General features: G+C 62.7%; 17 protein-coding genes and 1 riboswitch. Of the genes, 10 read left to right on the forward strand and 7 right to left on the reverse strand.

From position 1 onward, the window contains the following. Positions 1-10 precede the first annotated feature (10 nt). Genes dapF through ABDW57_RS12880 form a run of 3 tightly spaced genes read right to left on the reverse strand, consistent with a single transcriptional unit; the run spans position 11 to position 2,617 of the window. Positions 11-874: a diaminopimelate epimerase gene (gene dapF, locus ABDW57_RS12870; RefSeq protein WP_343730589.1), complete on the reverse strand. Its 864-nt coding sequence runs from the start codon at positions 872-874 to the stop codon at positions 11-13. Between the two features lie 7 nt (positions 875-881). Then, complete coding sequence (locus ABDW57_RS12875; RefSeq protein ID WP_343730590.1) at positions 882-1,760, reverse strand: lipid A biosynthesis acyltransferase; 879 nt, start codon at positions 1,758-1,760, stop codon at positions 882-884. Further along, a complete protein-coding gene (locus tag ABDW57_RS12880; protein WP_343730591.1) occupies positions 1,757-2,617 on the reverse strand; it encodes a lysophospholipid acyltransferase family protein in 861 nt (286 codons plus the stop codon). The genes ABDW57_RS12875 and ABDW57_RS12880 overlap by 4 nt, the downstream gene beginning before the upstream one ends. Positions 2,618-2,792: 175 nt before the next feature. Here ABDW57_RS12880 and metK point away from each other — a divergent pair, with 175 nt between their 5' ends. The 4 genes from metK to metF all read left to right on the forward strand — a co-directional run bounded on the left by metK (position 2,793) and on the right by metF (position 6,767). Beyond that, positions 2,793-3,959: a methionine adenosyltransferase gene (metK, locus tag ABDW57_RS12885; protein WP_343730592.1), complete on the forward strand. Its 1,167-nt coding sequence runs from the start codon at positions 2,793-2,795 to the stop codon at positions 3,957-3,959. Positions 3,960-4,013: 54 nt separating this feature from the next. Continuing rightward, positions 4,014-4,082: riboswitch (S-adenosyl-L-homocysteine riboswitch) on the forward strand. 28 nt (positions 4,083-4,110) lie between these two features. Continuing rightward, positions 4,111-5,538: an adenosylhomocysteinase gene (gene ahcY / locus ABDW57_RS12890; protein WP_343730593.1), complete on the forward strand. Its 1,428-nt coding sequence runs from the start codon at positions 4,111-4,113 to the stop codon at positions 5,536-5,538. Positions 5,539-5,596: 58 nt separating this feature from the next. Beyond that, the gene (locus ABDW57_RS12895) at positions 5,597-5,953 is read left to right on the forward strand and encodes a phage holin family protein (RefSeq protein ID WP_343730594.1); all 357 of its coding nucleotides are present in this window, start codon (positions 5,597-5,599) and stop codon (positions 5,951-5,953) included. Beyond that, positions 5,940-6,767, forward strand: a complete 828-nt coding sequence (metF, locus tag ABDW57_RS12900) for a methylenetetrahydrofolate reductase [NAD(P)H] (RefSeq protein ID WP_343730595.1) — start codon at positions 5,940-5,942, stop codon at positions 6,765-6,767. Before ABDW57_RS12895 ends, metF begins: the two co-directional genes overlap by 14 nt. Here metF and ABDW57_RS12905 read toward each other — a convergent pair. Beyond that, positions 6,764-7,348 (reverse strand): 5-formyltetrahydrofolate cyclo-ligase, encoded by a 585-nt coding sequence (locus tag ABDW57_RS12905; RefSeq protein ID WP_343730596.1) that lies wholly within the window; start codon positions 7,346-7,348, stop codon positions 6,764-6,766. The two genes, metF and ABDW57_RS12905, sit on opposite strands and share 4 nt — an antisense overlap. Before the next feature lie 29 nt (positions 7,349-7,377). Between ABDW57_RS12905 and ABDW57_RS12910 the strand changes: the two genes are divergently transcribed. Genes ABDW57_RS12910 through ABDW57_RS12925 form a run of 4 tightly spaced genes read left to right on the forward strand, consistent with a single transcriptional unit; the run spans position 7,378 to position 11,944 of the window. Further along, positions 7,378-9,345 (forward strand): transglycosylase SLT domain-containing protein, encoded by a 1,968-nt coding sequence (locus ABDW57_RS12910; RefSeq protein WP_343730597.1) that lies wholly within the window; start codon positions 7,378-7,380, stop codon positions 9,343-9,345. Between the two features lie 26 nt (positions 9,346-9,371). Next, positions 9,372-10,091: a glutathione S-transferase family protein gene (locus ABDW57_RS12915; RefSeq protein WP_343730598.1), complete on the forward strand. Its 720-nt coding sequence runs from the start codon at positions 9,372-9,374 to the stop codon at positions 10,089-10,091. Positions 10,092-10,094: 3 nt separating this feature from the next. Then, positions 10,095-11,345 carry a multifunctional CCA addition/repair protein gene (locus ABDW57_RS12920; RefSeq protein ID WP_343730599.1) on the forward strand — a complete coding sequence of 417 codons (1,251 nt, stop codon included), beginning with the start codon at positions 10,095-10,097 and terminating at the stop codon, positions 11,343-11,345. Next, the gene (locus ABDW57_RS12925; protein ID WP_343730600.1) at positions 11,342-11,944 is read left to right on the forward strand and encodes a GNAT family N-acetyltransferase; all 603 of its coding nucleotides are present in this window, start codon (positions 11,342-11,344) and stop codon (positions 11,942-11,944) included. The genes ABDW57_RS12920 and ABDW57_RS12925 overlap by 4 nt, the downstream gene beginning before the upstream one ends. Here ABDW57_RS12925 and ABDW57_RS12930 read toward each other — a convergent pair whose 3' ends face one another. Further along, a complete protein-coding gene (locus ABDW57_RS12930; RefSeq protein WP_155466326.1) occupies positions 11,945-12,466 on the reverse strand; it encodes an Lrp/AsnC family transcriptional regulator in 522 nt (173 codons plus the stop codon). A 160-nt stretch (positions 12,467-12,626) separates the two neighbouring features. On the opposite strand from ABDW57_RS12930, the gene ABDW57_RS12935 reads away from it, so the two are divergent. Continuing rightward, positions 12,627-16,193 (forward strand): indolepyruvate ferredoxin oxidoreductase family protein, encoded by a 3,567-nt coding sequence (locus ABDW57_RS12935; protein ID WP_343730601.1) that lies wholly within the window; start codon positions 12,627-12,629, stop codon positions 16,191-16,193. Positions 16,194-16,245: 52 nt separating this feature from the next. On the opposite strand, the gene ABDW57_RS12940 is transcribed toward ABDW57_RS12935, so the two are convergent. After that, positions 16,246-17,061 (reverse strand): transposase, encoded by an 816-nt coding sequence (locus tag ABDW57_RS12940; RefSeq protein ID WP_343730602.1) that lies wholly within the window; start codon positions 17,059-17,061, stop codon positions 16,246-16,248. Between the two features lie 285 nt (positions 17,062-17,346). Here ABDW57_RS12940 and ABDW57_RS12945 point away from each other — a divergent pair, with 285 nt between their 5' ends. After that, positions 17,347-20,046 (forward strand): TonB-dependent receptor, encoded by a 2,700-nt coding sequence (locus ABDW57_RS12945; protein ID WP_343730603.1) that lies wholly within the window; start codon positions 17,347-17,349, stop codon positions 20,044-20,046. Here ABDW57_RS12945 and ABDW57_RS12950 read toward each other — a convergent pair. After that, positions 20,043-21,248, reverse strand: coding sequence for an MFS transporter (locus tag ABDW57_RS12950; protein WP_343730604.1), 1,206 nt, complete (start codon positions 21,246-21,248; stop codon positions 20,043-20,045). The genes ABDW57_RS12945 and ABDW57_RS12950 overlap by 4 nt on opposite strands. Positions 21,249-21,282 lie beyond the last annotated feature (34 nt).

Here is a 21,282-nt window from a genome sequence, read left to right on the forward strand (position 1 = left end):
TTTTCGCGCTTTAAATCTCGATCTCGCCTTCGTACACGGTGACGGCCGGGCCGGTCAGCCAGACCGGCTGGCCTTCGCCGCCCCAGGCGATCGACAGCTGACCGCCGCGTGCATCGACGCGCACCGGGCTGTCCAGCAAGCCGCGGCGGATGCCGGCCACCGCCGCCGCGCAGGCGCCGGTGCCGCAGGCCAGCGTTTCACCGACGCCGCGCTCGAACACGCGCAGCTTCACGTGCTGACGGTTGATGATCTGCATGAAGCCGGCATTGACGCGATTCGGGAAGCGCACATGATGCTCGATCAGCGGGCCGGTCAGCTCCACCGGCGCGGTTTCCACATCGTCCACCACCTGCACCGCGTGCGGATTGCCCATCGAGACCGCTGAGATCAGCACGCTCTCGCGCGCGCCGCCCAGTTCCAGCACCAGCGGCCACAGCGTGTCGCGGCCTTGCTGCTCGCCGTGCAAGCCGTCGGCGTCAAACGGCACGCGGCCCGGTTCCAGGATCGGCGCCCCCATGTCCACCGTGATGCTGCCGTCCGCTTCCAGACGCGGCGCGATCACGCCGGCCTTGGTCTGCACGCTGATGCTGTGCTTGTCGGTCAGGCCTTTTTCCGAAACGAATTTCACGAACGCGCGCGAACCGTTGCCGCACTGCTCGACCTCGCCGCCGTCGGCGTTGAAGATGCGGTAACGGAAATCGCAACCGTCTTCGGTCGGCTTTTCCACCAGCAGGATCTGGTCGGCGCCGACGCCGAAGCGGCGGTCGCCCAGCAGCTTCCACTGCGCTGGCGTGAAATCGATGTGCTGGTTGACGCCGTCGATCACGACGAAGTCATTGCCGGCGCCGTGCATTTTGGTGAATTTCAGTTTCATGGGCGGTTTAGTGTTTGCTGTACAGCGAAGGCTCGCCGTTCGGGCGCGTCTTGAAGCGTTTGTGGGTCCAGAAATATTCGGCCGGCGCCTCGCGCACGCGTTCCTCGATGAACTGGTTCATGCGGCGGGTGGCGGCCACCATGTCTTCACCCGGGTAATTGTCCCACACTGGGTAGAATTTCACACGCCAGCCGCGGTAATTGGGCAGGAAGGTGGCGATCACCGGCATCACTTGCGCGCCGGTGGTGGCGGCAATGCGGGCGGTGGCGGTCAGGGTGGCGGCCTGGATGCCGAAAAAGGGCACGAACTCGGCGTCCTTCTCGCCGAAATCCATGTCCGGCAGCATGAAGTAGGGCAGCTTGTCGCGCAGCGCGCGCAGGATGGGCTTGATGCCGTCCTGGCGGGTGAACAGCTTGACCGGCTTGAAGCGCGCGCGGCCGGCGCGCAGCACCTGGTCGAAGGCGGCATTCTTTTGCGTCACGTACATCGACGAGGCCGATGCTTCCATGGCGATCGCGGCGCCGGCCACGTCCAGGCAGACGAAGTGCGGGCACAGCAGGATGGTCGGCTGCCCGGTCATCTCGGCAACCGGGATCACGCCATCGGGATCGATGGTGATCAGGCGCTTCAGGCGCGATTCCGGCGCCCACCACAGCACGGCGCGTTCCCATACACTGCGCGAATACGCCTGGAAGTGGCGGTGCGCGATGTCGACGCGCTGCGCCTCGGTCAGCTCCGGCATGCACAGGCGCAGATTGGTCAGCGCGATGTGACGGCGCGAGCGCAGCACCATGAACAGCAAGCTGCCGATGGCGTCGCCAAAGCGGCCCAGCAGCGGCAGCGGCAGCCAGTGCAGCAGCCACATAAATCCCAACATCAATTTCATGCGTTTTCCTTGGCCGCGTCCGCCGCGGGGGCCGCGATTCCGTGCGGCACCTTGTAGCGGTTGTAGCTCCAGTAGTATTGCGACGGGCTGCGGACGATCAGGCGCTCCATGGCGCTATTGATGGCCTGCGCCTGGGCGGCGCTGTCGCCGTCCAGGGTTCCGTCAAAGGGCACGAAGCGTACCACATAGCCGCGTCCGCCCGGCAGGCGTTCGGCGTAGGTGATGATGATGGTGGCATCGCCCAGCAGGGCCAGCTTGGCCGGCAGGGTCATGGTGTAGGCGTCGCGGCCGAAGAATTTGGCCCACACGCCTTCGCCTTCCTGCGGCACCTGGTCGGGCAGCACGCCGACCGGCTGGCCTTTCTTGAGGAACTTGGCCAGCATGCGCACGCCCGACATATTGGCCGGCGCCAGCAGCAGGTTCTTGCGCGCGCGCGCACCTTCGATCAGCGGTTTCAGCGCGGCTTTTTTCGGCGGGCGGTACATTACCATCAGTTCGGTGCGCAGGGCGATTTCCTGCGCCACGATTTCAAAGCAGCCCAGGTGTGGCGTCATGAACACAATGCCGCGGCCGGCGTCCAGCTGGCTTTGTACCAGTTCCCAGTTCTCCAGCGTGGCGTGGCGCGACACCCGGGCCGGGTCGGCGCACCAGATGAACGGCAGCTCGATGATGCTCTTGCCGGCTTCGGCCACGGCGGCCGGCAGGTGCTGCGCCACCCCGGCCTGACGCATATTGTCGCGCATGCGGCGGCGGTAGGATGGCGAGGCCCAGTACACTACCCAGCCCAGCGCGGCACCCGCGGCGTGCAAGAACGGCAAGGGAAAAATCGATAAAAAGCGGAAAAGGGTGACCAGCATGTGGTGTTTCTACCTGTGTTAGGGAGCAAGTTTTTTCAAAAAAGCGTAAAATACCATGAGTAGTAGCAGTAACCGCTGAGTTAATGACAACTTGCGATGCGGGATATAAATGTCGCTAAAGCGTCGCAAGCCGTGTTGGTATGCGACCGTTTTTAAACCATATCAGGAGCTTGCGATGTCGAATGATTATCTTTTCACCTCTGAATCCGTCTCGGAAGGTCACCCGGACAAGGTCGCTGACCAAATTTCCGACGCCATTCTCGACGCGATTCTGGCCCAGGACCCGAAAGCCCGTGTTGCCGCCGAAACGCTGTGCAATACCGGTCTGGTTGTGCTGGCCGGTGAAATCACCACCCACGCCAACGTTGATTATATTCAAGTCGCGCGTGAAACCATCAAGCGCATCGGTTACGACAACACCGACTACGGTATCGACTACCGTGGTTGCGCGGTGCTGGTCGCTTACGACAAGCAATCGCCGGACATCGCCCAGGGCGTGGATGAAGGCGCCGGTATCGATCTGGACCAGGGCGCCGGCGACCAGGGCCTGATGTTCGGCTACGCCTGCGACGAAACCGCCGAGCTGATGCCGGCTGCCATCCACTACGCGCACCGCCTGGTCGAGCGTCAGTCGCAACTGCGCAAGGATGGCCGCCTGCCGTGGCTGCGTCCGGATGCCAAATCGCAAGTCACGCTGCGTTATGTCAACGGCCGTCCGGTGGCGGTGGACACCGTGGTGCTGTCGACCCAGCACGCGCCGGAAATGCAGCACAAGGCGATTGAAGAAGCCGTCATCGAAGAGATCATCAAGCCGGTGCTGCCGAAAGAGTGGCTGCAGGACACCAAATACCTGGTCAACCCGACCGGCCGCTTCGTGATTGGCGGTCCGCAGGGCGACTGCGGCCTGACCGGCCGCAAGATCATCGTCGACACCTACGGCGGCGCTTCGCCGCACGGCGGCGGCGCGTTCTCGGGCAAGGACCCGTCCAAGGTGGACCGTTCGGCAGCGTATGCCGCGCGTTACGTGGCCAAGAACGTGGTGGCGGCCGGTCTGGCGCGCCAGTGCCAGGTGCAGGTGTCGTACGCGATTGGCGTGGCCCGTCCGATCAACATCACGGTCTACACCGAAGGCACCGGCGTGATCCCGGACGAGAAAATCGCCCAGCTGGTGATGGAACACTTCGACCTGCGTCCGAAAGGCATCGTGCAGATGCTGGACCTGCTGCGTCCGATCTACGGCAAAACCGCCGCCTACGGCCACTTCGGCCGCGAAGAGCCGGAATTCAGCTGGGAGCGTACCGACAAAGCCGCCATCCTGCGCGCCGCCGCTGGCCTGAAGTAAGCGCGCCGCCTCAACAAAAACGCCCTGCGGGGCGTTTTTTTTTGCTAAAATCCTCGCTCCGAGGAGCGCTGCGACGAATGTTCATTCGCCAGGCTCGGAGATCTCCAACCGCGCTCACGTTACTTTTTTCAACTCATGAAAGGAGGGCGTGATGAACGCCGTACTCAAATCCGCACAAGATTACCTGGTTGCCGACATTTCCCTGGCACCGTGGGGTAACAAAGAAATCAAGATTGCTGAAACCGAAATGCCTGGCCTGATGGCGATCCGTGAGGAATTCGCCGCCGCCCAGCCGCTGAAGGGCGCGCGCATCACTGGTTCGCTGCACATGACCATCCAGACCGCCGTGCTGATCCAGACCCTGGAAGCGCTGGGCGCGCAGGTGCGCTGGGCCTCGTGCAACATCTACTCGACCCAGGACCACGCGGCGGCCGCCATCGCCGCCAACGGCACCCCGGTGTTCGCCATCAAGGGCGAAACCCTGGACGAATACTGGGACTACACCCACCGCATCTTCGAATGGCCGAACGACGCCGCCGGCAACCCGGTCTATTCGAACATGATCCTGGACGACGGCGGCGACGCCACCCTGCTGCTGCACCTGGGCGCGCGCGCTGAAAAAGATATCTCGGTGCTGGCCGCGCCAGGATCGGAAGAGGAAATCTGCCTGTTCAACGCCATCAAGGCCCACCTGGCCAAAGACCCGAGCTGGTACTCCAAGCGCCTGCCGCACATCCTCGGCGTGACCGAGGAAACCACCACCGGCGTGCACCGCCTGTACCAGATGCACAAGGAAGGCAAGCTGGCCTTCCCGGCCATCAACGTCAACGACTCGGTCACCAAGTCCAAGTTCGACAACCTGTACGGCTGCCGCGAATCGCTGGTGGACGGCATCAAGCGCGCCACCGACGTCATGATCGCCGGTAAGATCGCCGTGATCGCCGGCTACGGTGACGTCGGCAAGGGCTCGGCCCAGGCCATGCGCGCCCTGTCGGCGCAAGTGTGGGTGACCGAGATCGATCCGATCTGCGCCCTGCAAGCGGCGATGGAAGGCTACCGCGTGGTGACCATGGACTACGCCGCCGAGCACGGCGACATCTTCGTCACCTGCACCGGCAACTACCACATCCTGACCGAAGAGCACATGCTCAAGATGAAGGACCAGGCCATCGTCTGCAACATCGGCCACTTCGACAACGAGATCGACGTCGCCGCGCTGAAGAAGTACACCTGGGAGAACATCAAGCCGCAAGTGGATCACGTGATCTTCCCGAACGGTAAGCGCATCATCCTGCTGGCAGAAGGCCGTCTGGTGAACCTGGGTTGCGGCACCGGCCACCCTTCGTACGTGATGTCGTCGTCGTTCGCCAACCAGACCATTGCCCAGATCGAGCTGTTCGCCAACACCGCCAAGTACCCGGTCGGCGTGTACGTGCTGCCGAAGCACCTGGACGAAAAAGTGGCGCGCCTGCAGCTGAAAAAACTGAACGCGCAACTGACCGTGCTGACCCCCGAGCAAGCGGCCTACATCGGCGTGACGCAGGAAGGTCCGTACAAGCCAGACCACTATCGTTACTAAAACCACCGCGTCATTCCGGCGTACGCCGGAATGACAGCTTCTGCAGCGAGAACTTCTTATGCGTTTGGTCCTTACCTGGTTAATCAATGCCGTTGCCTTGCTGGCAGTGCCTTACCTGATGCATTCCGTCGATGTCACAAGCATAGGCGCAGCCCTCGTCGCGGCTCTTGTACTGGGCCTGGTGAATACGCTGATACGTCCGGTCCTGCTGTTGCTGACCTTACCGGTGACGCTGGTGTCACTGGGCCTGTTCATCTTCATCGTCAACGGCTTCATGTTCTGGCTGGTGGCGCAATGGGTGGATGGCTTCCATGTCGACAGCTTCCTGTCGGCGGTTGGCGGCGCAGTGTTGTACAGCGTGATTTCCTGGGCTTTGTCGACCTTACTTTTGAAGACCCCAGATGGACAATCCTAACTTCAGTATCGAATTCTTCCCGCCGAAAACGGCGGAAGGTGCGGAGAAGCTGCGCGCCACGCGCGCCAGGCTGTCCGAACTCAAGCCGAAATATTTTTCCGTGACCTTTGGCGCCGGCGGCAGCACCCAGCGCGGCACGCTGGACACCGTGGTCGAGATCCTCAATGCCGGCGAGGACGCCGCACCGCACCTGTCCTGCGTTGGCGGCACGCGCGAGTCGATCCGCGACATCCTGGCCGAATTCAAGTCGCACAACATCAAGCGCATCGTCGCGCTGCGCGGCGACCTGCCGAGCGGCTACGGCGCGGCCGGCGAATTCCGTTATGCGAATGAGCTGGTGGAATTCATCCGCCAGGAGACCGGCGACTGGTTCCATATCGAGGTGGCGGCCTATCCGGAAGTGCATCCGCAAGCCAGGTCGCCGCAGGATGACCTGCTGGCGTTCGAGCGCAAGGTGAAGGCCGGCGCCAATGCGGCCATCACCCAGTACTTCTACAACGCCGACGCCTACTTCAACTTCGTCGAGCAGACGCAGAAGCTGGGCATCAATGTACCGATCGTGCCGGGCATCATGCCGATCACGAACTACACGCAGCTGATGCGCTTCTCCGACATGTGCGGCGCCGAGATCCCGCGCTGGGTACGGCTCAAGCTGGCCAGCTTTGGCGACGACACTGCATCGATCAAAGCCTTCGGCCTGGACGTGGTGGCGGCATTGGGCGAGCGCCTGCTGCAAGGCGGCGCACCGGGCCTGCACTTCTACAGCATGAACCAGGCAGCGGCCACCACCGCGCTGTGGCAACGACTGGTTTAAGCCTCGGTAATGATGTGGTCCAGCGCCACATCATGATCATCGCTGGCAAACGGCACCTGCAGGCACTGGTAAGCGATTCCCAGTGTCTGCGGGCGCGGTGTATGGCGCGCCAGCGTGCGGTCGTAAAAACCGCCGCCATAGCCCAGCCGATAACCTTGCGGGTTGAAACCCAGGCAAGGCACCAGCAGCGCCGGCGGATACGCCGTCTGCAGGCGTAATGCGGCCGGCACCGCCACGCCCATCTTATCCTTCACCATTTCCTCGCCCAGGGACCATTCGGCAAACTCCAGCGCCGCATCCTTCTGCACCACCACCGGCAGCAGCAGGCGCGCGCCAAGGCGCGCCAGTTCGGCGTAGGCTGCGTGCAGGTCCGGCTCATCGCGCAGCGGCCAATACACCCCCAGCGCGGCCGGCTGTTCCGCCTTCCACCAGGCCACCACCTGTTCTCCGATCGCGCGATCCCACGCGGCGCGTGTGCCGCTATCGAGCGCGCGCCGCGCGGCCAGCAGCTGCTTCCTTAAATCCGCCTTACCTACTGGTGATCCGGCGTCGCTGCGTGGTATTCTAGGAATGCTGGTCATATTGATTCAAGTCTTAAGAGAGTTGCACATTGATTTCTGCTTCGAAATGGATAGCCGGCGCCCTCGTCGTTGCCTTAACCTCGTTTGCCCACGCCGACGACGCCGATAGCCGCAGGGATGACGATTCCTTCCTGCTGCTGCGCGACGCGGTGCGCCAGGACGATGCGTCCAAAGCGGATTTCTACGCGGCGCGCCTGACCAACTACTCCATTCCATCCTACGTCGATTATTATCGGCTGAAATCACGCCTGAAGGACGTCCCGCAGTCCGAAATCCGCGACTTCTTCCAACGCTACGACGGCCAGGCCATCGTCGACCGCCTGCGCAATGACTGGCTGCTGGATCTCGGCCGCAAACGCGACTGGGCCACCTTCGACGAGCAGTATCCGTTGTTTGTCCTGAACGATGACACGCAGGTCAAATGCTACGCGCTGACCTCGCGCGCGCTCAAAGGCCAGAAAGTCGCGGACGAAGCGCGCGCCTTGCTGACCGCGCCCAGCGTCTACGGCGAACCCTGCGCCGGCCTGATCGCCACCCTGTACCAGAACGGCCAGTTCAGCACCGAAGACCTGTACGCGCAACTGCGCCTGTCCGGCGAGTACAACGCCACCGGCCAGGCGCGCCGCATCGTCGCGCTGCTGGACGGCCCGGAGAAGAAAGCCGTGCAAGCGGTGGATTTGCCGACGGTGGCGGTGGCCAAGGGCATGGGGCCGAGCAAGGTCGAACACCAGATCTACATCGTCGCCATCGGCCGCCTGGCCAAGACCAGCATCAAGCTGGCGACGCTGGCGCTGAACAAGGCGCTGCCGAAAATGACGCCGCAAGAGCAGCAGCAGGGCTGGGCGGCGATCGCGCTGCAATCGTCGTACACGCTGGCGCCGGAGACCACCGACTACTGGAAGCGCTCCAACGGCGCGCCGCTGTCGATCGATCAGGCGCAATGGAAGGCGCGCATCGCGCTGCGCAATGGCGACTGGCGCCTGGTCGAAAACACCATCCGCGCCATGCCGGCCGCGCTGCGCGGCGAACCGGCCTGGGTCTACTGGCTGGGACGCGCGCTGATGGCGCGCGACGGCGTGACCAGCCAGCCGACCGGCGAAGCGCTGCAACTGTTCCGCAGCATCTCTGACCAGTCGAACTACTACGGCCAGCTGGCGCTGGAAGAAACCGGCCGCCTGATCACCATCCCGACTGCCGGCGCACCGATCTCGCAGGCCGAGATCGTGCCGATAGCGGCCAACCCCAACTTCCAGCGCGCGCTGAAATTCTTCAGCATGCGCCTGCGCTTTGAAGGCACGCGCGAATGGAACTGGGGCTTGCGCGGCCTGAGCGAACGCGAACATCTGGCCGCCGCCGAATTCGCGCGCCAGAACAATATCCTTGACCGCATGGTCAACACCTCGGAGCGGACCCGCATCCAGGTCGACTACACGCAACGCTTCCCGTCGCCGCACAACGACGTCATGCATCCGGCGACACAAACGCTGGGCCTCGACAAGGCATGGGTGTACGGCCTGATACGGCAGGAGTCGCGCTTCATCATGGACGCGCAATCGCATGCTGGCGCTTCCGGCCTGATGCAGGTGATGCCATCCACCGGCCGCTGGATCGCCAAGAAAATCGGCCTCACCGATTTTGCGCAGGAGATGCTGAGCGACGTGCGCACCAACATCCTGCTGGGGACGAATTACCTCAACATGGTGCTGGGGAATATGGACGGCTCGCAGGTGCTGGCCACCGCCGCCTACAACGCCGGGCCGGGGCGCCTGCGCACCTGGCGCGCCACGCTGACCAAACCGATGGACAGCACCGTCTTCATCGAATCGATTCCGTACGTCGAGACGCGCACCTACGTCAAAAACGTGATGTCGAATGCCACCTACTACGCGGCGCTGTTTGAAGGACGGCCGCAATCGCTGAAAGCGCGCCTCGGCAGCGTGGCGCCGAAAGGCTATACCGAAGCCGAGGAACAGGAAACCAGCTTCGTTCCACGCTGATCCCTCAATACAGGACACGTACCATCATGCAGACTACCCAACTTGATCCCAGCTTGTCGCAAACCCTGGCCGCCGCGCGTTCGCCCGGCCTGACCCTCGTCATCGGCAACAAGAACTACTCGTCGTGGTCGATGCGCCCATGGGTGGCGATGACCGCCTTCGGCATCCCGTTCCAGGAAGTGCGCGTGCTGCTGGATCAGGACGACACCGCCAACCGCATCTGCAGCTACTCGGCCTCGGGCCGGGTGCCGGTGCTGCTGGCCGGCGAAGAGATGACCATCTGGGACAGCCTGGCGATTTGCGAATATCTGGCCGAGCAGTTCCCTGAGCTGCACCTGTGGCCGCAGGACGTGGCCGCGCGCGCCATGGCGCGTTCCGTGTGCGCCGAAATGCACGCCGGCTTCAGCGACCTGCGCAACTCGATGTCGATGAACATCCGCGCCAGCTATCCGGGCAAGGGCCGCACGCCCGGCACGCAGGCCGACATCGGCCGCATCAGCGAAATCTGGGAAGAGTGCCTGTCGCGCTTTGGCCATCACCAGTTCCTGTTTGGCGAGTTCTCGATTGCGGACGCCTACTTCGCACCGGTGGTGTGCCGCTTCCGCACCTATGGCGTGGCGTTGGCGCCGGCGCTGGACGCCTACTGCCAGCGCGTGCTGGCTCATCCCGCCGTCGCGCGCTGGGTGGACGAAGCCCTGGCCGAAACCGAAACGGCGCCCAAGCACGACGCGGAAATGCCGGACTAAATCATGCAGACTTACGTCGTAGGCGGCGCGGTCCGCGATGCGCTGCTTGGCTTGCCGGTCAAAGACCACGACCACGTGGTGGTCGGCGCCACGCCGGACGAGATGGTGGCCAGGGGCTTCCGCCCGGTCGGCAAGGATTTCCCGGTATTCCTGCATCCGCAAACGCAGGAAGAATATGCACTGGCCCGCACCGAGCGCAAAACCGCGCCCGGCTACAAAGGCTTTGTGTTCCACACCTCGCCGGACGTCACGCTGGAAGATGACCTGATCCGGCGCGACCTGACCATCAACGCCATCGCGCGCGCCGAAGACGGCACGCTGACCGACCCATACGGCGGCCAGCGCGACATCGAGCAGCGCATCTTCCGCCATGTATCGGCAGCGTTTGCCGAAGACCCGGTACGCATCCTGCGCGTGGCGCGCTTTGCCGCGCGCTTTGCCGACTTCCGCGTCGCGCCCGAAACCAATGCGCTGATGCGGCAGATGGTGGAGCAGGGCGAAGTCGATGCGCTGGTGCCGGAGCGCGTGTGGCAGGAACTGTCGCGCGGGCTGATGGAGCAGAAGCCATCGCGCATGCTGGAAGTGCTGCGCGATTGTGGTGCGCTGGCGCGCATCCTGCCGGAGCTGGACGCGTTGTGGGGCGTGCCGCAGCCGGAGAAATGGCACCCCGAAATCGACACCGGCATCCACGTGCTGCAGGTGATCGACTGTGCGGCGCAACTGGAGCGCGACTTGCCGACCCGCTTCGCCTGCCTGATGCACGATCTGGGCAAGGGCGCCACCCCATCGGAGAACTGGCCTGCGCACCACGGCCATGAAGGCCTCGGCGTCAAGCTGGTGGAGCAAGTGAGCAAACGCCTCAAGGTGCCGACCGAATGCCGCGACCTGGCCGTGATGACCGCACGTGAACACGGCAACGTCGGCCGTGCTTTACAACTGCGCGCCAACACCATCGTCACCTTGTTTGAACGTTGCGACGCCTTCCGCAAGCCGGCGCGCTTCACGCAAATGCTGCTGGCGACTGAATGCGATGCGCGCGGCCGCATCGGGCCGGACGCCAGCTATGCCGACGCGCCGTTTCCGCAACTGGAACATCTGGAGAGAGCGCTGGCGGCGGCGCGCGGCGTCAACGCCGGCGAAATCGCCGCGTCCTGCGCCGACAATCCGCAGCGCATCCCAGAGCGCGTGCACAGCGCGCGCGTCAAGGCCGTCAAGCTGGCGCTGAACGTCCCCGAAGAGGAAGAGGGAGAATGATACTGGTGAAGGAACTGCGCCAGCGTGACCGTCGCCGCATGCTCAAGCATTTCCTTGGACTGGAACACAGCGACCGTCTGCTGCGTTTTGGTTCCGTGCTGCCGGATGAGCAGGTGACCAACTACGTCAACCGCATCGACTTCTCGCGTGACATGGTGTTTGGCGTCTACAACCGCATGTTCAAGCTGGTGGCGGTGGGGCACCTGGCGTTCGCACCGCGTGATGAGCACAGCAGCGTCACCGAAAAAGAGGGGGTGGCGGAATTCGGCCTCTCGGTCAGCCGTTCGGCGCGCGGGCTGGGCATCGGCTCAAAACTGTTCGAACGCGCCGCCATCTCCTGCCGCAACAACGACGTCGACACGCTGTACATGCACTGCCTGTCGTCCAACAAGACCATGATGCACATCGCGAAAAAGGCCGGCATGGAAATCCACCGCGACTACGGCGAGGCCGACGCCTACCTCAAACTGCTGCCGGCCGACCCGGCCAGCGTGCTGCAGGAAGCCCTGCACGAACAGATCGCGGTGCTGGACTACACCCTCAAGGCCAACAAGCGCATCGCCAGCAAATGGCTCAACCGCCTGCTGGGCCGCAAATAATCAGACCAGCGGCAGCGCCGTGGTGTCCTTGACGCGCTGCAGGGCGAACGAGGATTTCACGTCCAGCACGGCCGGGTGGCGCAGCAGCGTCGCCATCATGAAGCGCGAGAAGTGCTCCATGTCTTCCACGTGCACGCGCAGCAGGTAATCCATCTCGCCGGTCATTGCATAGCAGGCCACCACTTCAGGCCACTGTGCCACCGATTCCGCAAAATCGGCACGCGGCGACGGCTGTGTGTTGGCGGCGCCCAGCACACGCGCGGTGCTGTGGGCCGAGGCTTCATTGTGCTTTTCCAGCCGCACGTTCACATACGCCAGCAGGCCCAGGCCGATCTTGTCCGGGTCCAGCAGCGCGACGTATTGACGGATCACGCCAGCTTCTTCCAGCCGCTTGATGCGGCGCAGGCAGGGCGACGGCGACAGGGCGACCAGCTCGGCCACGTCCTGATTCGACAGGCGGCCGTCGGACTGCAATATGGACAGAATTTTACGATCGGTTTTATCCAGCGCGATCTTGGTCATAAATACCTCGGGAATTCGGTGTTGAGGGCAATATTATTGCTCAAATTGCGCGCGCATGCGAATTGTTTGCAATTTTCTGCCGCCGGTGCAGGTCTATACTGTGCCGAAGAACGGCAGCAAAGCGACAGACCGAGCGCCGGCACAGAATATTGGAGACAAAATGAATGCACCTCACAAAGGTACGCAGCTAGATCCGGCCAACCAGTTGACCACTGCGCCGGATGAGATCACCCTCGACGACAAATGGACGCTGGAGCGCGGCCGCGCCTTCATGACCGGCACCCAGGCGCTGATCCGCCTGCCGATGATGCAGCGTGAGCGCGACCTGAAAGCAGGCCTGAACACCGCCGGCTACATCACCGGCTACCGTGGTTCGCCGGTCACCAGCGTCGACATGACGGCCATGAAAGCCAGGAAGTACCTCGACCAGCATCACGTCAAATTCCACCCCGGGATGAACGAGGATCTGGCGGCGACCGCCGTCTGGGGGACGCAGCAAACCAATCTGTTCAAGGACGCGAAGTACGACGGCGTATTCGCCATGTGGTATGGCAAAGGCCCGGGCGTGGACCGCTGCGGCGACGTCTTCAAGCACGCCAACAACGCCGGCTCCGCGAAACACGGCGGCGTGCTGGTGCTGGCTGGCGACGACCACGCGGCCAAATCTTCCTCGACCGCGCACCAGTCGGACCACATCCTGAATGCCTGCGGCATCCCGGTGCTGTATCCCTCGTCGGTGCAGGAGTATATCGACTACGGTCTGCACGCGTGGGCCATGAGCCGTTACACCGGCTTGTGGGTGTCGATGAAATGCGTGACCGATATTATCGAATCGGGCGCCGTGGTGGACTTCGACCCGGACCGCGTGCAGATCGAACTGCCGACCGACTTCGAACTGCCGGAAGGCGGCCTGAATATCCGCTGGCCGGACACCGTGCTGGACATGGAAGTCCGCATGAACAGCTACAAATGGTACGCCGCGCTGGCCTACTGCCGTGCGAATAAGCTGAACAAGATTATCTGGGATTCGCCGAAACCAAAGATCGGCATCATCACCGCCGGCAAATCGTATCTCGACACGCGCCAGGCGCTGGCCGACCTGGGCATCGACGAGCAAGCCGCCGCCGACATCGGCATCCGCCTGTACAAGATCGGCATGACCTGGCCGCTGGAAGCGGAGGGCGTGCAGGCATTCGCCAAAGGCCTGGACGAGATCCTGGTGGTGGAAGAGAAACGCCAGATTCTCGAATACGCGCTCAAGGAAGAACTGTACAACCTGCCGGACGGCCAGCGTCCGCGCGTGGTCGGCAAATTCGACGACACCGGCGAGTGGAGCAACCATGGCAAGACCGGCCACGGCGACTGGCTGCTGCCGGCGACTTATGAACTGAATCCGGCGCAGATCGCGCGCGCCATCGCCTCGCGCATTGCGCACTACTGCGACGGTCATCCTGTGGCCAGGCGGGTGCAGGAGCGCGTCGCATACCTGGAAGCGAAAGAGGCGGCGCTGAAAACCCTGCCTGTGAAATCCAATCCGCAGACCGACCGCACGCCGTTCTTCTGCTCCGGCTGCCCGCACAATACCTCGACCAAAGTGCCTGAAGGTTCGCGCGCGCTGGCCGGCATCGGCTGCCACTACATGGTGCTATGGATGGACCGCGAAACCTCCACCTTCACCCACATGGGCGCGGAAGGCGTGACCTGGGTAGGGCAGGCGCCGTTCACCAACGAAAAGCACGTCTTCACCAACCTTGGCGACGGCACCTACTTCCACTCGGGGATACTGGCGATCCGCGCGGCGGTTGCGGCCAAAGTCAACATCACCTACAAAATCCTGTTCAACGATGCGGTGGCCATGACTGGCGGCCAGACGTTTGACGGTCCGCTCGACCCGGGCATGATCTCGCGCCAGATCGCAGCGGAGGGCGTGACGCCGATCATCGTGGTGACCGACGAACCGGATAAATACCCGGCGGACTACAACTGGGCGCCGGGCGTCACCGTGCGCCATCGCAGCGAATTGATGGACGTGCAGCGAGAATTGCGCGACAAGCCGGGCGTATCGGCCATGATCTACGACCAGACCTGCGCATCCGAAAAACGCCGCCGCCGCAAACGCAACGAGTATCCGGACCCCGCCAAGCGCGCCGTGATCAACGAAGCCGTGTGCGAAGGCTGCGGCGACTGCTCGGTGCAGTCCAACTGCCTGTCGGTGGAGCCGCTGGAGACGGATCTGGGCCGCAAGCGCCAGATCAACCAATCCTCGTGCAACAAGGACTTCTCCTGCACCACCGGCTTCTGTCCGAGCTTCGTGACGGTGGAAGGCGGCGCGCTGAAGAAGCCGAAAAAAGCAGCGGTCGGCGACGGGCCACAAGCCGTGCTGCCGGCGCCGGTGCTGCCATCGACCGCGACACCGTTCGGCATCCTGATCACCGGCATTGGCGGCACCGGCGTGGTGACCGTGGGCCAGATCCTGGCCATGGCCGCGCACGTTGAAAACAAAGGCGCGGTGGTGCTGGACATGAGCGGTCTGGCGCAAAAGGGCGGCCCGGTGATGTCGCACGTGCGGCTGGCGGACAAGCAGAGCGACCTGCACTCGACCCGCGTCGGCACCGGCAGCGCCGATCTGGTGATCGGCTGCGACCTGATCGTGACCGCCTCGCGCGACGCCTTGTCGCGCATGGGTGAAGGCCGCACGCACGCCATGATCAACTCCAGCAACGCCACCACCGCGGCCTTCGTCAAAAACCCCGACTGGCAATTCCCGGATGCCGGCTCGCGCAACGAAATCCTCCGCGCCTGCGGCAACGACAACGTCGACTTCATCGATGCCGGCCAGATCGCCACCGCGCTGATGGGCGACTCGATTGCGACCAATATGTTCATGCTGGGCTACGCCTTCCAGAAAGGCCACGTGCCGCTGAGCGAAGCGGCGCTGGTGAAAGCGATTGAACTGAACGGCGTCTCGGTCGGCTTCAACAAAGCCGCGTTCCACTGGGGGCGCACGGCCGCGCATGACCTGGGTTCGGTCACCAAACTGACCACGCCGGCCAAGGTCATCGAATTCAAGCGCATCCAGACGCTGGACGACGTCATCGCCAGGCGCATGGAACTGCTGACGGTGTATCAGGATGCGAATTATGCTAAACAGTATAAATCGTTTGTCGACATGGTCCGTGCGGAAGAGGCCAAGCTGGGCAAGGCCACCCGCCTGACCGAAGCCGTGGCGCGCTACTACTACAAGCTGATGGCGTACAAGGACGAATACGAAGTCGCGCGCCTGTACAGCGACGGCGCCTTCCAGCAGAAAATCGCCGGCATGTTCGATGGCGACATCAAGCTGAAATTCCACCTGGCGCCGCCGCTGATGGCCAGGCACGATGCGCAGGGTCGCCTGATCAAAAAAGAATACGGCCCGTGGATGATGAAAGCGTTTGGCGTGCTGGCCAAATTCAAAGGCTTGCGCGGTACGGCGCTGGACGTATTCGGCTACACCGAAGAGCGCAAGATGGAGCGTGCGCTGATCGGTGAATACCGCAACACCGTCAGCAGCCTGCTGCCGAAGCTGACCGCTGACAACCTGGCGCAAGCGGTGGCCATCGCCAGCATCCCGGAAGACATCCGCGGCTACGGCCACGTCAAAGAGCGCCACCTGCAAGCCGCCAAGCAAAAAGAAGCGGCCCTGCTGGCAGCATTCGGCAAGCAAGCCAGCACCGTCGCCGCCTGAATTCGGGGTCAGCTCTGACATTCGGACACGCAGCGAGCACTTTTGATATTTCTCAAGATGCTCGCTGCCCGTCGACGAAGCTTTTTACCGCGCGGCTGACGGTCTTGACCGAAACGCGTGCAAACTGGGCAATTTCCGGCATGGTATAGCCCATGGACAGGTAAGCGTGTGCCATCGCTTCTTTAGGATCACGGTATTGGCGGAAGTATTCCGGCAACGGCGCGACGAGCACCTTTCGCTGGTCGCGCTTTATTTCAAACAAGTCTCCTGGCACGGCTTTATCAACGGCACTTTGGCAAAACGCCTCGTCGCCAAGGAACATCTGGTTTTTCACTGCGCGAAGCGGATTTGGCCCATGCATCCCCGCCAGAACAAATTGCCGATAAACTTGTCGCGCTTCTTCCTGGTTGCTGGCGAGGTACAGCAGCACGGCTTCAGGCCCTAGCCATACCGGGGAATTTTGCATGCCCATCTTTGCGCGGTAGCTGCTCCACGGCCATTCTTCCGGCAACGACCGCATGCGTGCACGCACCGGATTCAGCTCGATGTATCGCGACAGCTCCAGCATGTAGTTTTCGCGCTGGCACAGAATGGCGTCGTACCGGCCCTGGTAGACATGGCCTACCAGATTGTGCGTGCGGTTGAAATATTGGGAATAGTTGCCATTGAGGTAGCGCATTCCGCGATTCAGGCCGCCAGCGACCGTTTCCACCAGCAGGTGATAATGATTGGTCATCTGGCAATAAGCGTGAATCACGAAATCGAAACGCGCGCAGGTTTCGCCCAAAATCGCCAGCCATACCAGGCGGTCGTTATCTGAGCGGTAGATATGGTCCTGCCGGTCCCCCCGCGCGGTGACGTGGTACAAGGCTCCGCTGTGTTCGATGCGTAATGGACGACTCATCTGGTGAGTTTATGCCCCGATACTTTGCGCGTAATTGCGCTGCCACAATCAGATTCAAGTAAAAGAGATTTGCGAACCGTATTGATATTTCTCAAACTTCGTTCGTGAGTGTCCGAATGTCAGAGCTGACCCCGAATTGTTGAGCGCACCGAAATAGTGCATAAATGTATAAGCTAGTAAGAAAACATTCGTTCAGTATTGTGGTCCGCCTTGTTAAGGTGGCAGCCTTTTCAAACCTGGACCACTTCAATGCAAATAAAATTTAAATTGAACCCGCCGGCGGCAGGCGCTATCGCGCTGCTGTGCGGCGCTGCCGGCCCGACCGCGGCACTGGCGCAGGATGCGGTGGCGGCCACCACGCCGCCCGCTGTCGTCATCACCGGTTCGCGCATCCCGCGCGCCGGCACCGAAGGCCCTTCGGCAGTCACCGTGATCACCGGCGACGACATCACCAAGCAGGGCTACCGCAATGTCTTCGACGCGCTCACCAATCAGACCCAGAACAGCGGCTTCGTGCAGGGCGCCGATTACGGCAATACGTTTACGCCGTCCGCCAACGCCATCAGCCTGCGTGGCCTCGGGCCGAATCACACGCTGGTGCTGCTCAACGGCCGCCGCATGGCCGATTTTCCGGTCGCCTATGAAGGCACGGTCAATTTCACCAATCTGGCCAATATCCCTTCCAGCGTGGTCGATCGCATCGAGATTCTGAGCGGCGGCGCTTCCGCCGTCTACGGCTCGGACGCGATTGCGGGTGTGGTCAATATCATCCTCAAGAAAAAGGTCGACGGCTACGACGTCAACCTCAAGGCCGGCGGCACTTCGCGCGGCGGCGCGCAAGACCAGCGCCTGCAGTTCACCGGCGGTAAGAGCTTCGATAAGCTCAACACCCTGTTCAGCGTGGAGCTGCTGGAACGCGAGCCGCTGTGGAGCGCCGACCGCGATTTCATGGCGTCCAGGACCGGCGTGGCGCCCACCTCTGTCCTCGGCCGCAAGAACGTCAGCACCGGCAAGTATGTCGATCTGGGCGATGCCTGCTCGTCGCTCAGCGATCTGTTTGGCGGCAGCACGGTGAAGTACACCGCCAAGGCGGGCAGCTATTGCGCCAGCCCGAAAGTCGGTCCGACCTATTGGACCACGCAGACCAAGAACAGCAGCCAGAATCTGTTCGGCAGCGCCAATTACGAGCTGTCGCCGGACACCACGCTGTACGCGGAAGCGCTGTATGGCCAGAACCGCAGCACGCAGAATACCCGCGGCCCGTCTTGGACCTCGCGCTCGCTGACCGATAGCTATTTCTGGAATCAGAATACCAATGCCTATGAGGCCTGGAACCGCTATATCTCGCCTGAGGAGATCGGCGGCGTGGATCGTTATAACCGCTATTGGGATGATCAGGCCAGCTCGCTGTCTTTCGGCGCGCGCGGCATCATTCCGGGCACCAGCTGGAATTATGAAGCCGGCTACACCGCGTCGCTGTACAAGAGCGAGGACCATCGTCCGCGCGCGCTGGCCAATATCGACAGCTTTTTCCTCGGCCAGCAGCTGGGCGTGGACAACAACGGCGTGGCGATCTACGCGCCTGATCCGGCCCGCCTGACCAGGCGCCTGACGCCGCAGGAATTCGATTCCATCACCGCTAATTCGGTCAGCAACGATAAGTCGTGGACCAATACCCTGAGCCTGACCGCCAATGGCGACGCCTTTGAGCTGCCGGCCGGCCCGGTCAAGGTGGCGGCGGTGGCGGAGCTGGGCAAACAGGGCTTTTCGAATACGCCGGATGCGCGCATCAACCAGGGTTATTTCAACGCCGCCACCGGCGCTGACGTTACCGCCGGCACCCGCAAGCGTTACGCGGTCGGCGTGGAGACCAATATCCCGGTGATCAAGTCGGTCAACGCAACGCTGGCTGGCCGCTATGACAAGTACAGCTTTGCCGGCCGCGATGATGGCAAGTTCACCTACAACGGCGGCATCGAATGGCGCCCGGTCCAGCAGCTGCTGGTGCGCGGTAATTACGCCACCAGCTTCCGCGCGCCCGACATGAATTACATCTTCAAGGCGAAGGGCACCGGCTATTACTCGTCCACCACGGATTACTACCGCTGCGCCAAGGCCGGCCAGCCGGTGGCCGACTGCGAGTTCGCCAACTATTCGCCAGGCGCGGATTATGTGCAGACCGGCAGCAAGGATCTGCGTTCGGAGAAGGGGCGGTCCAGCGGCGTCGGCATCGTGTGGTCGCCAAGCGCGGACTTCGATCTGACGCTGGATTACTGGAACATCAAGATCAGCGATCTGGTGACCAATCTGAGCGCCGATAATCTGCTGCGTGATGAAGCGGACTGCCGCATCCGCGGCGATCTGACGTCGCCGACCTGCGCTGACGCCATTTCACGCATCACCCGCTTCCCGGACAATGCGCTGAACCGCCCCGGCGAGATCAAGTCGATCCTGGTGAATCCGATCAACGCGGCCACCACCAGCGTGGATGGCGTCGATATCTCGGGCAAGTGGGTGTTCCGCACCAGGGACTACGGCAATGTCATCACCAAGGCCAATTACTCCAGGACGCTCAACAAGCACTCGCGCCAGTTTGCCGGCGATCCGCTCAATGACGATCTGGAAGACCTGACCAATTACGACTGGCGCGACAAGCTCAATGCCAGTGTGACCTGGAATGTCGGCAAATGGTCGAACACGGTGTTCTTTCAGCGCTACGGCAAGGTGCCTAACGCCGCCGGCGATGCCTATCTGACGCCGACCACCCTGGTCAACGCCAGCGTGGTGTACCGCCTGAATGAACGCGCCACCTTGTCGGTGGCGGTGAATAATCTGTTCAATCAGGTCAAGGCGGATAGCAGCGCCGGCTGGCCTTACTACCCGGTCGGTAATTACAGCCCGGCAGGCCGTCAGGCCTGGCTGGAGCTGAATTACCACTTCGGCGGTTAAGCCACCGCCTTCCGCTCACTGGTGTGGCCGATGTATTCGGTCACCCAGTACAGCAGCGCGGCGCCGTTGAAGGCCATGCCGGTCAGCAGCGCGGCATGCCAGCCGTGGGTGGCAAACATCCAGCCACCCAGCGCCGAACCCAGGGCGCCACCCGCAAAGAACAGCGCAAAGTAGACGCCATTCAGGCGGCTGCGCACTTCCGCGCCCAGGGTGAAGATGGCGCGCTGGCCCAGCACCAGATTGGCCGCCACCCCCATATCCAGCACGATCGATGCGATCACCAGCACCGCCAGCGCGACGTTGCGCGAGCCCGGCACGATCATTGGCAGCGCAAAGCCAATCACACCCAGTGCCAGCGCGGCGGCGGTTGCCATCAGCGTGTGGCCTTTGTCGGCCAGTTTGCCGGCCACCGGCGATGCCACCGCACCGGCCATGCCGACCAGCGCGAAGATGGCGATGCCGGTTTGCGACAGGTGGAAGGTCGGGCCGGCCAGCATCAGCGGGGTCACGGTCCAGAACAGGCTGAACGATCCAAACAGGCCGGCGTGGTAAGCGGCACGGCGGCGCAGCACCGGCGTTTGCAGGAACAGCTGCCACAGCGAGCCAAGCAGTTTCGGATAGGTGATGTGGTGGTTTGGCACGCGCACCGGCAGTTTGGCGCGCAGCACGAAGGCCACCATGGTCACCACCACGGCGGCGCCGCCAAACACCACGTGCCAGCTGGTGGCGTCGGCAATCAGGCTGGCCGCGGGACGCGACAGCATGATCCCCAGCAGCAGGCCGCTGACCACTTTACCTACCGTCACGCCACGCGTGGCTTCCTGCGACAGGTGGGCTGCAAACGGCACCACGATCTGCGCCGCCACCGAACCCAGGCCGATGCCCAGCGCCGCCGTCAGGAACATCCAGGCGCTGCTGCTGATCGCGGCCAGCACCAGCATGGCGGCGGTGAACAGCAGGCCGGTGAAGATCAGGCGGCGGTTTTCCAGCAGGTCGCCCAGCGGTACGATGAACAGCAGGCCGATACAGTAGCCGATCTGCGTCAGCGTCACGATCAGGCCGGCCGCTTCGGGCGACAGGCCGGTGGAGGCGCTGATCGGGCCGACCAGCGTTTGCGCGTAATACAGGCTGGCCACGATCAGGCCGGTCGCAGTGGCCAGCAGCATGACCATGCCGGGGCTGATGTCTTCTTGTTTGCTCATGATTCACTCCAGTGGGAATATCGATGAGCCCATT

Origin of the sequence: Duganella sp., assembly GCF_039595735.1 — a bacterium.
Classification (GTDB): Bacteria; Pseudomonadota; Gammaproteobacteria; order Burkholderiales; family Burkholderiaceae_D; genus Rugamonas.

Bases quoted from the DNA above. Each gene is read 5' to 3' on its own strand.
- ABDW57_RS12945 (WP_343730603.1), top strand. From the start codon at position 17,347: ATGCAAATAAAATTTAAATTGAACCCGCCGGCGGCAGGCGCTATCGCG.
- ABDW57_RS12875 (WP_343730590.1), bottom strand. From the start codon at position 1,760: ATGAAATTGATGTTGGGATTTATGTGGCTGCTGCACTGGCTGCCGCTG.
- metK (WP_343730592.1), top strand. From the start codon at position 2,793: ATGTCGAATGATTATCTTTTCACCTCTGAATCCGTCTCGGAAGGTCAC.
- ABDW57_RS12920 (WP_343730599.1), top strand. From the start codon at position 10,095: ATGCAGACTTACGTCGTAGGCGGCGCGGTCCGCGATGCGCTGCTTGGC.
- metF (WP_343730595.1), top strand. From the start codon at position 5,940: ATGGACAATCCTAACTTCAGTATCGAATTCTTCCCGCCGAAAACGGCG.
- ABDW57_RS12880 (WP_343730591.1), bottom strand. From the start codon at position 2,617: ATGCTGGTCACCCTTTTCCGCTTTTTATCGATTTTTCCCTTGCCGTTC.
- ahcY (WP_343730593.1), top strand. From the start codon at position 4,111: ATGAACGCCGTACTCAAATCCGCACAAGATTACCTGGTTGCCGACATT.
- ABDW57_RS12925 (WP_343730600.1), top strand. From the start codon at position 11,342: ATGATACTGGTGAAGGAACTGCGCCAGCGTGACCGTCGCCGCATGCTC.
- ABDW57_RS12935 (WP_343730601.1), top strand. From the start codon at position 12,627: ATGAATGCACCTCACAAAGGTACGCAGCTAGATCCGGCCAACCAGTTG.
- dapF (WP_343730589.1), bottom strand. From the start codon at position 874: ATGAAACTGAAATTCACCAAAATGCACGGCGCCGGCAATGACTTCGTC.
- ABDW57_RS12895 (WP_343730594.1), top strand. From the start codon at position 5,597: ATGCGTTTGGTCCTTACCTGGTTAATCAATGCCGTTGCCTTGCTGGCA.
- ABDW57_RS12950 (WP_343730604.1), bottom strand. From the start codon at position 21,248: ATGAGCAAACAAGAAGACATCAGCCCCGGCATGGTCATGCTGCTGGCC.
- ABDW57_RS12905 (WP_343730596.1), bottom strand. From the start codon at position 7,348: ATGACCAGCATTCCTAGAATACCACGCAGCGACGCCGGATCACCAGTA.
- ABDW57_RS12915 (WP_343730598.1), top strand. From the start codon at position 9,372: ATGCAGACTACCCAACTTGATCCCAGCTTGTCGCAAACCCTGGCCGCC.
- ABDW57_RS12930 (WP_155466326.1), bottom strand. From the start codon at position 12,466: ATGACCAAGATCGCGCTGGATAAAACCGATCGTAAAATTCTGTCCATA.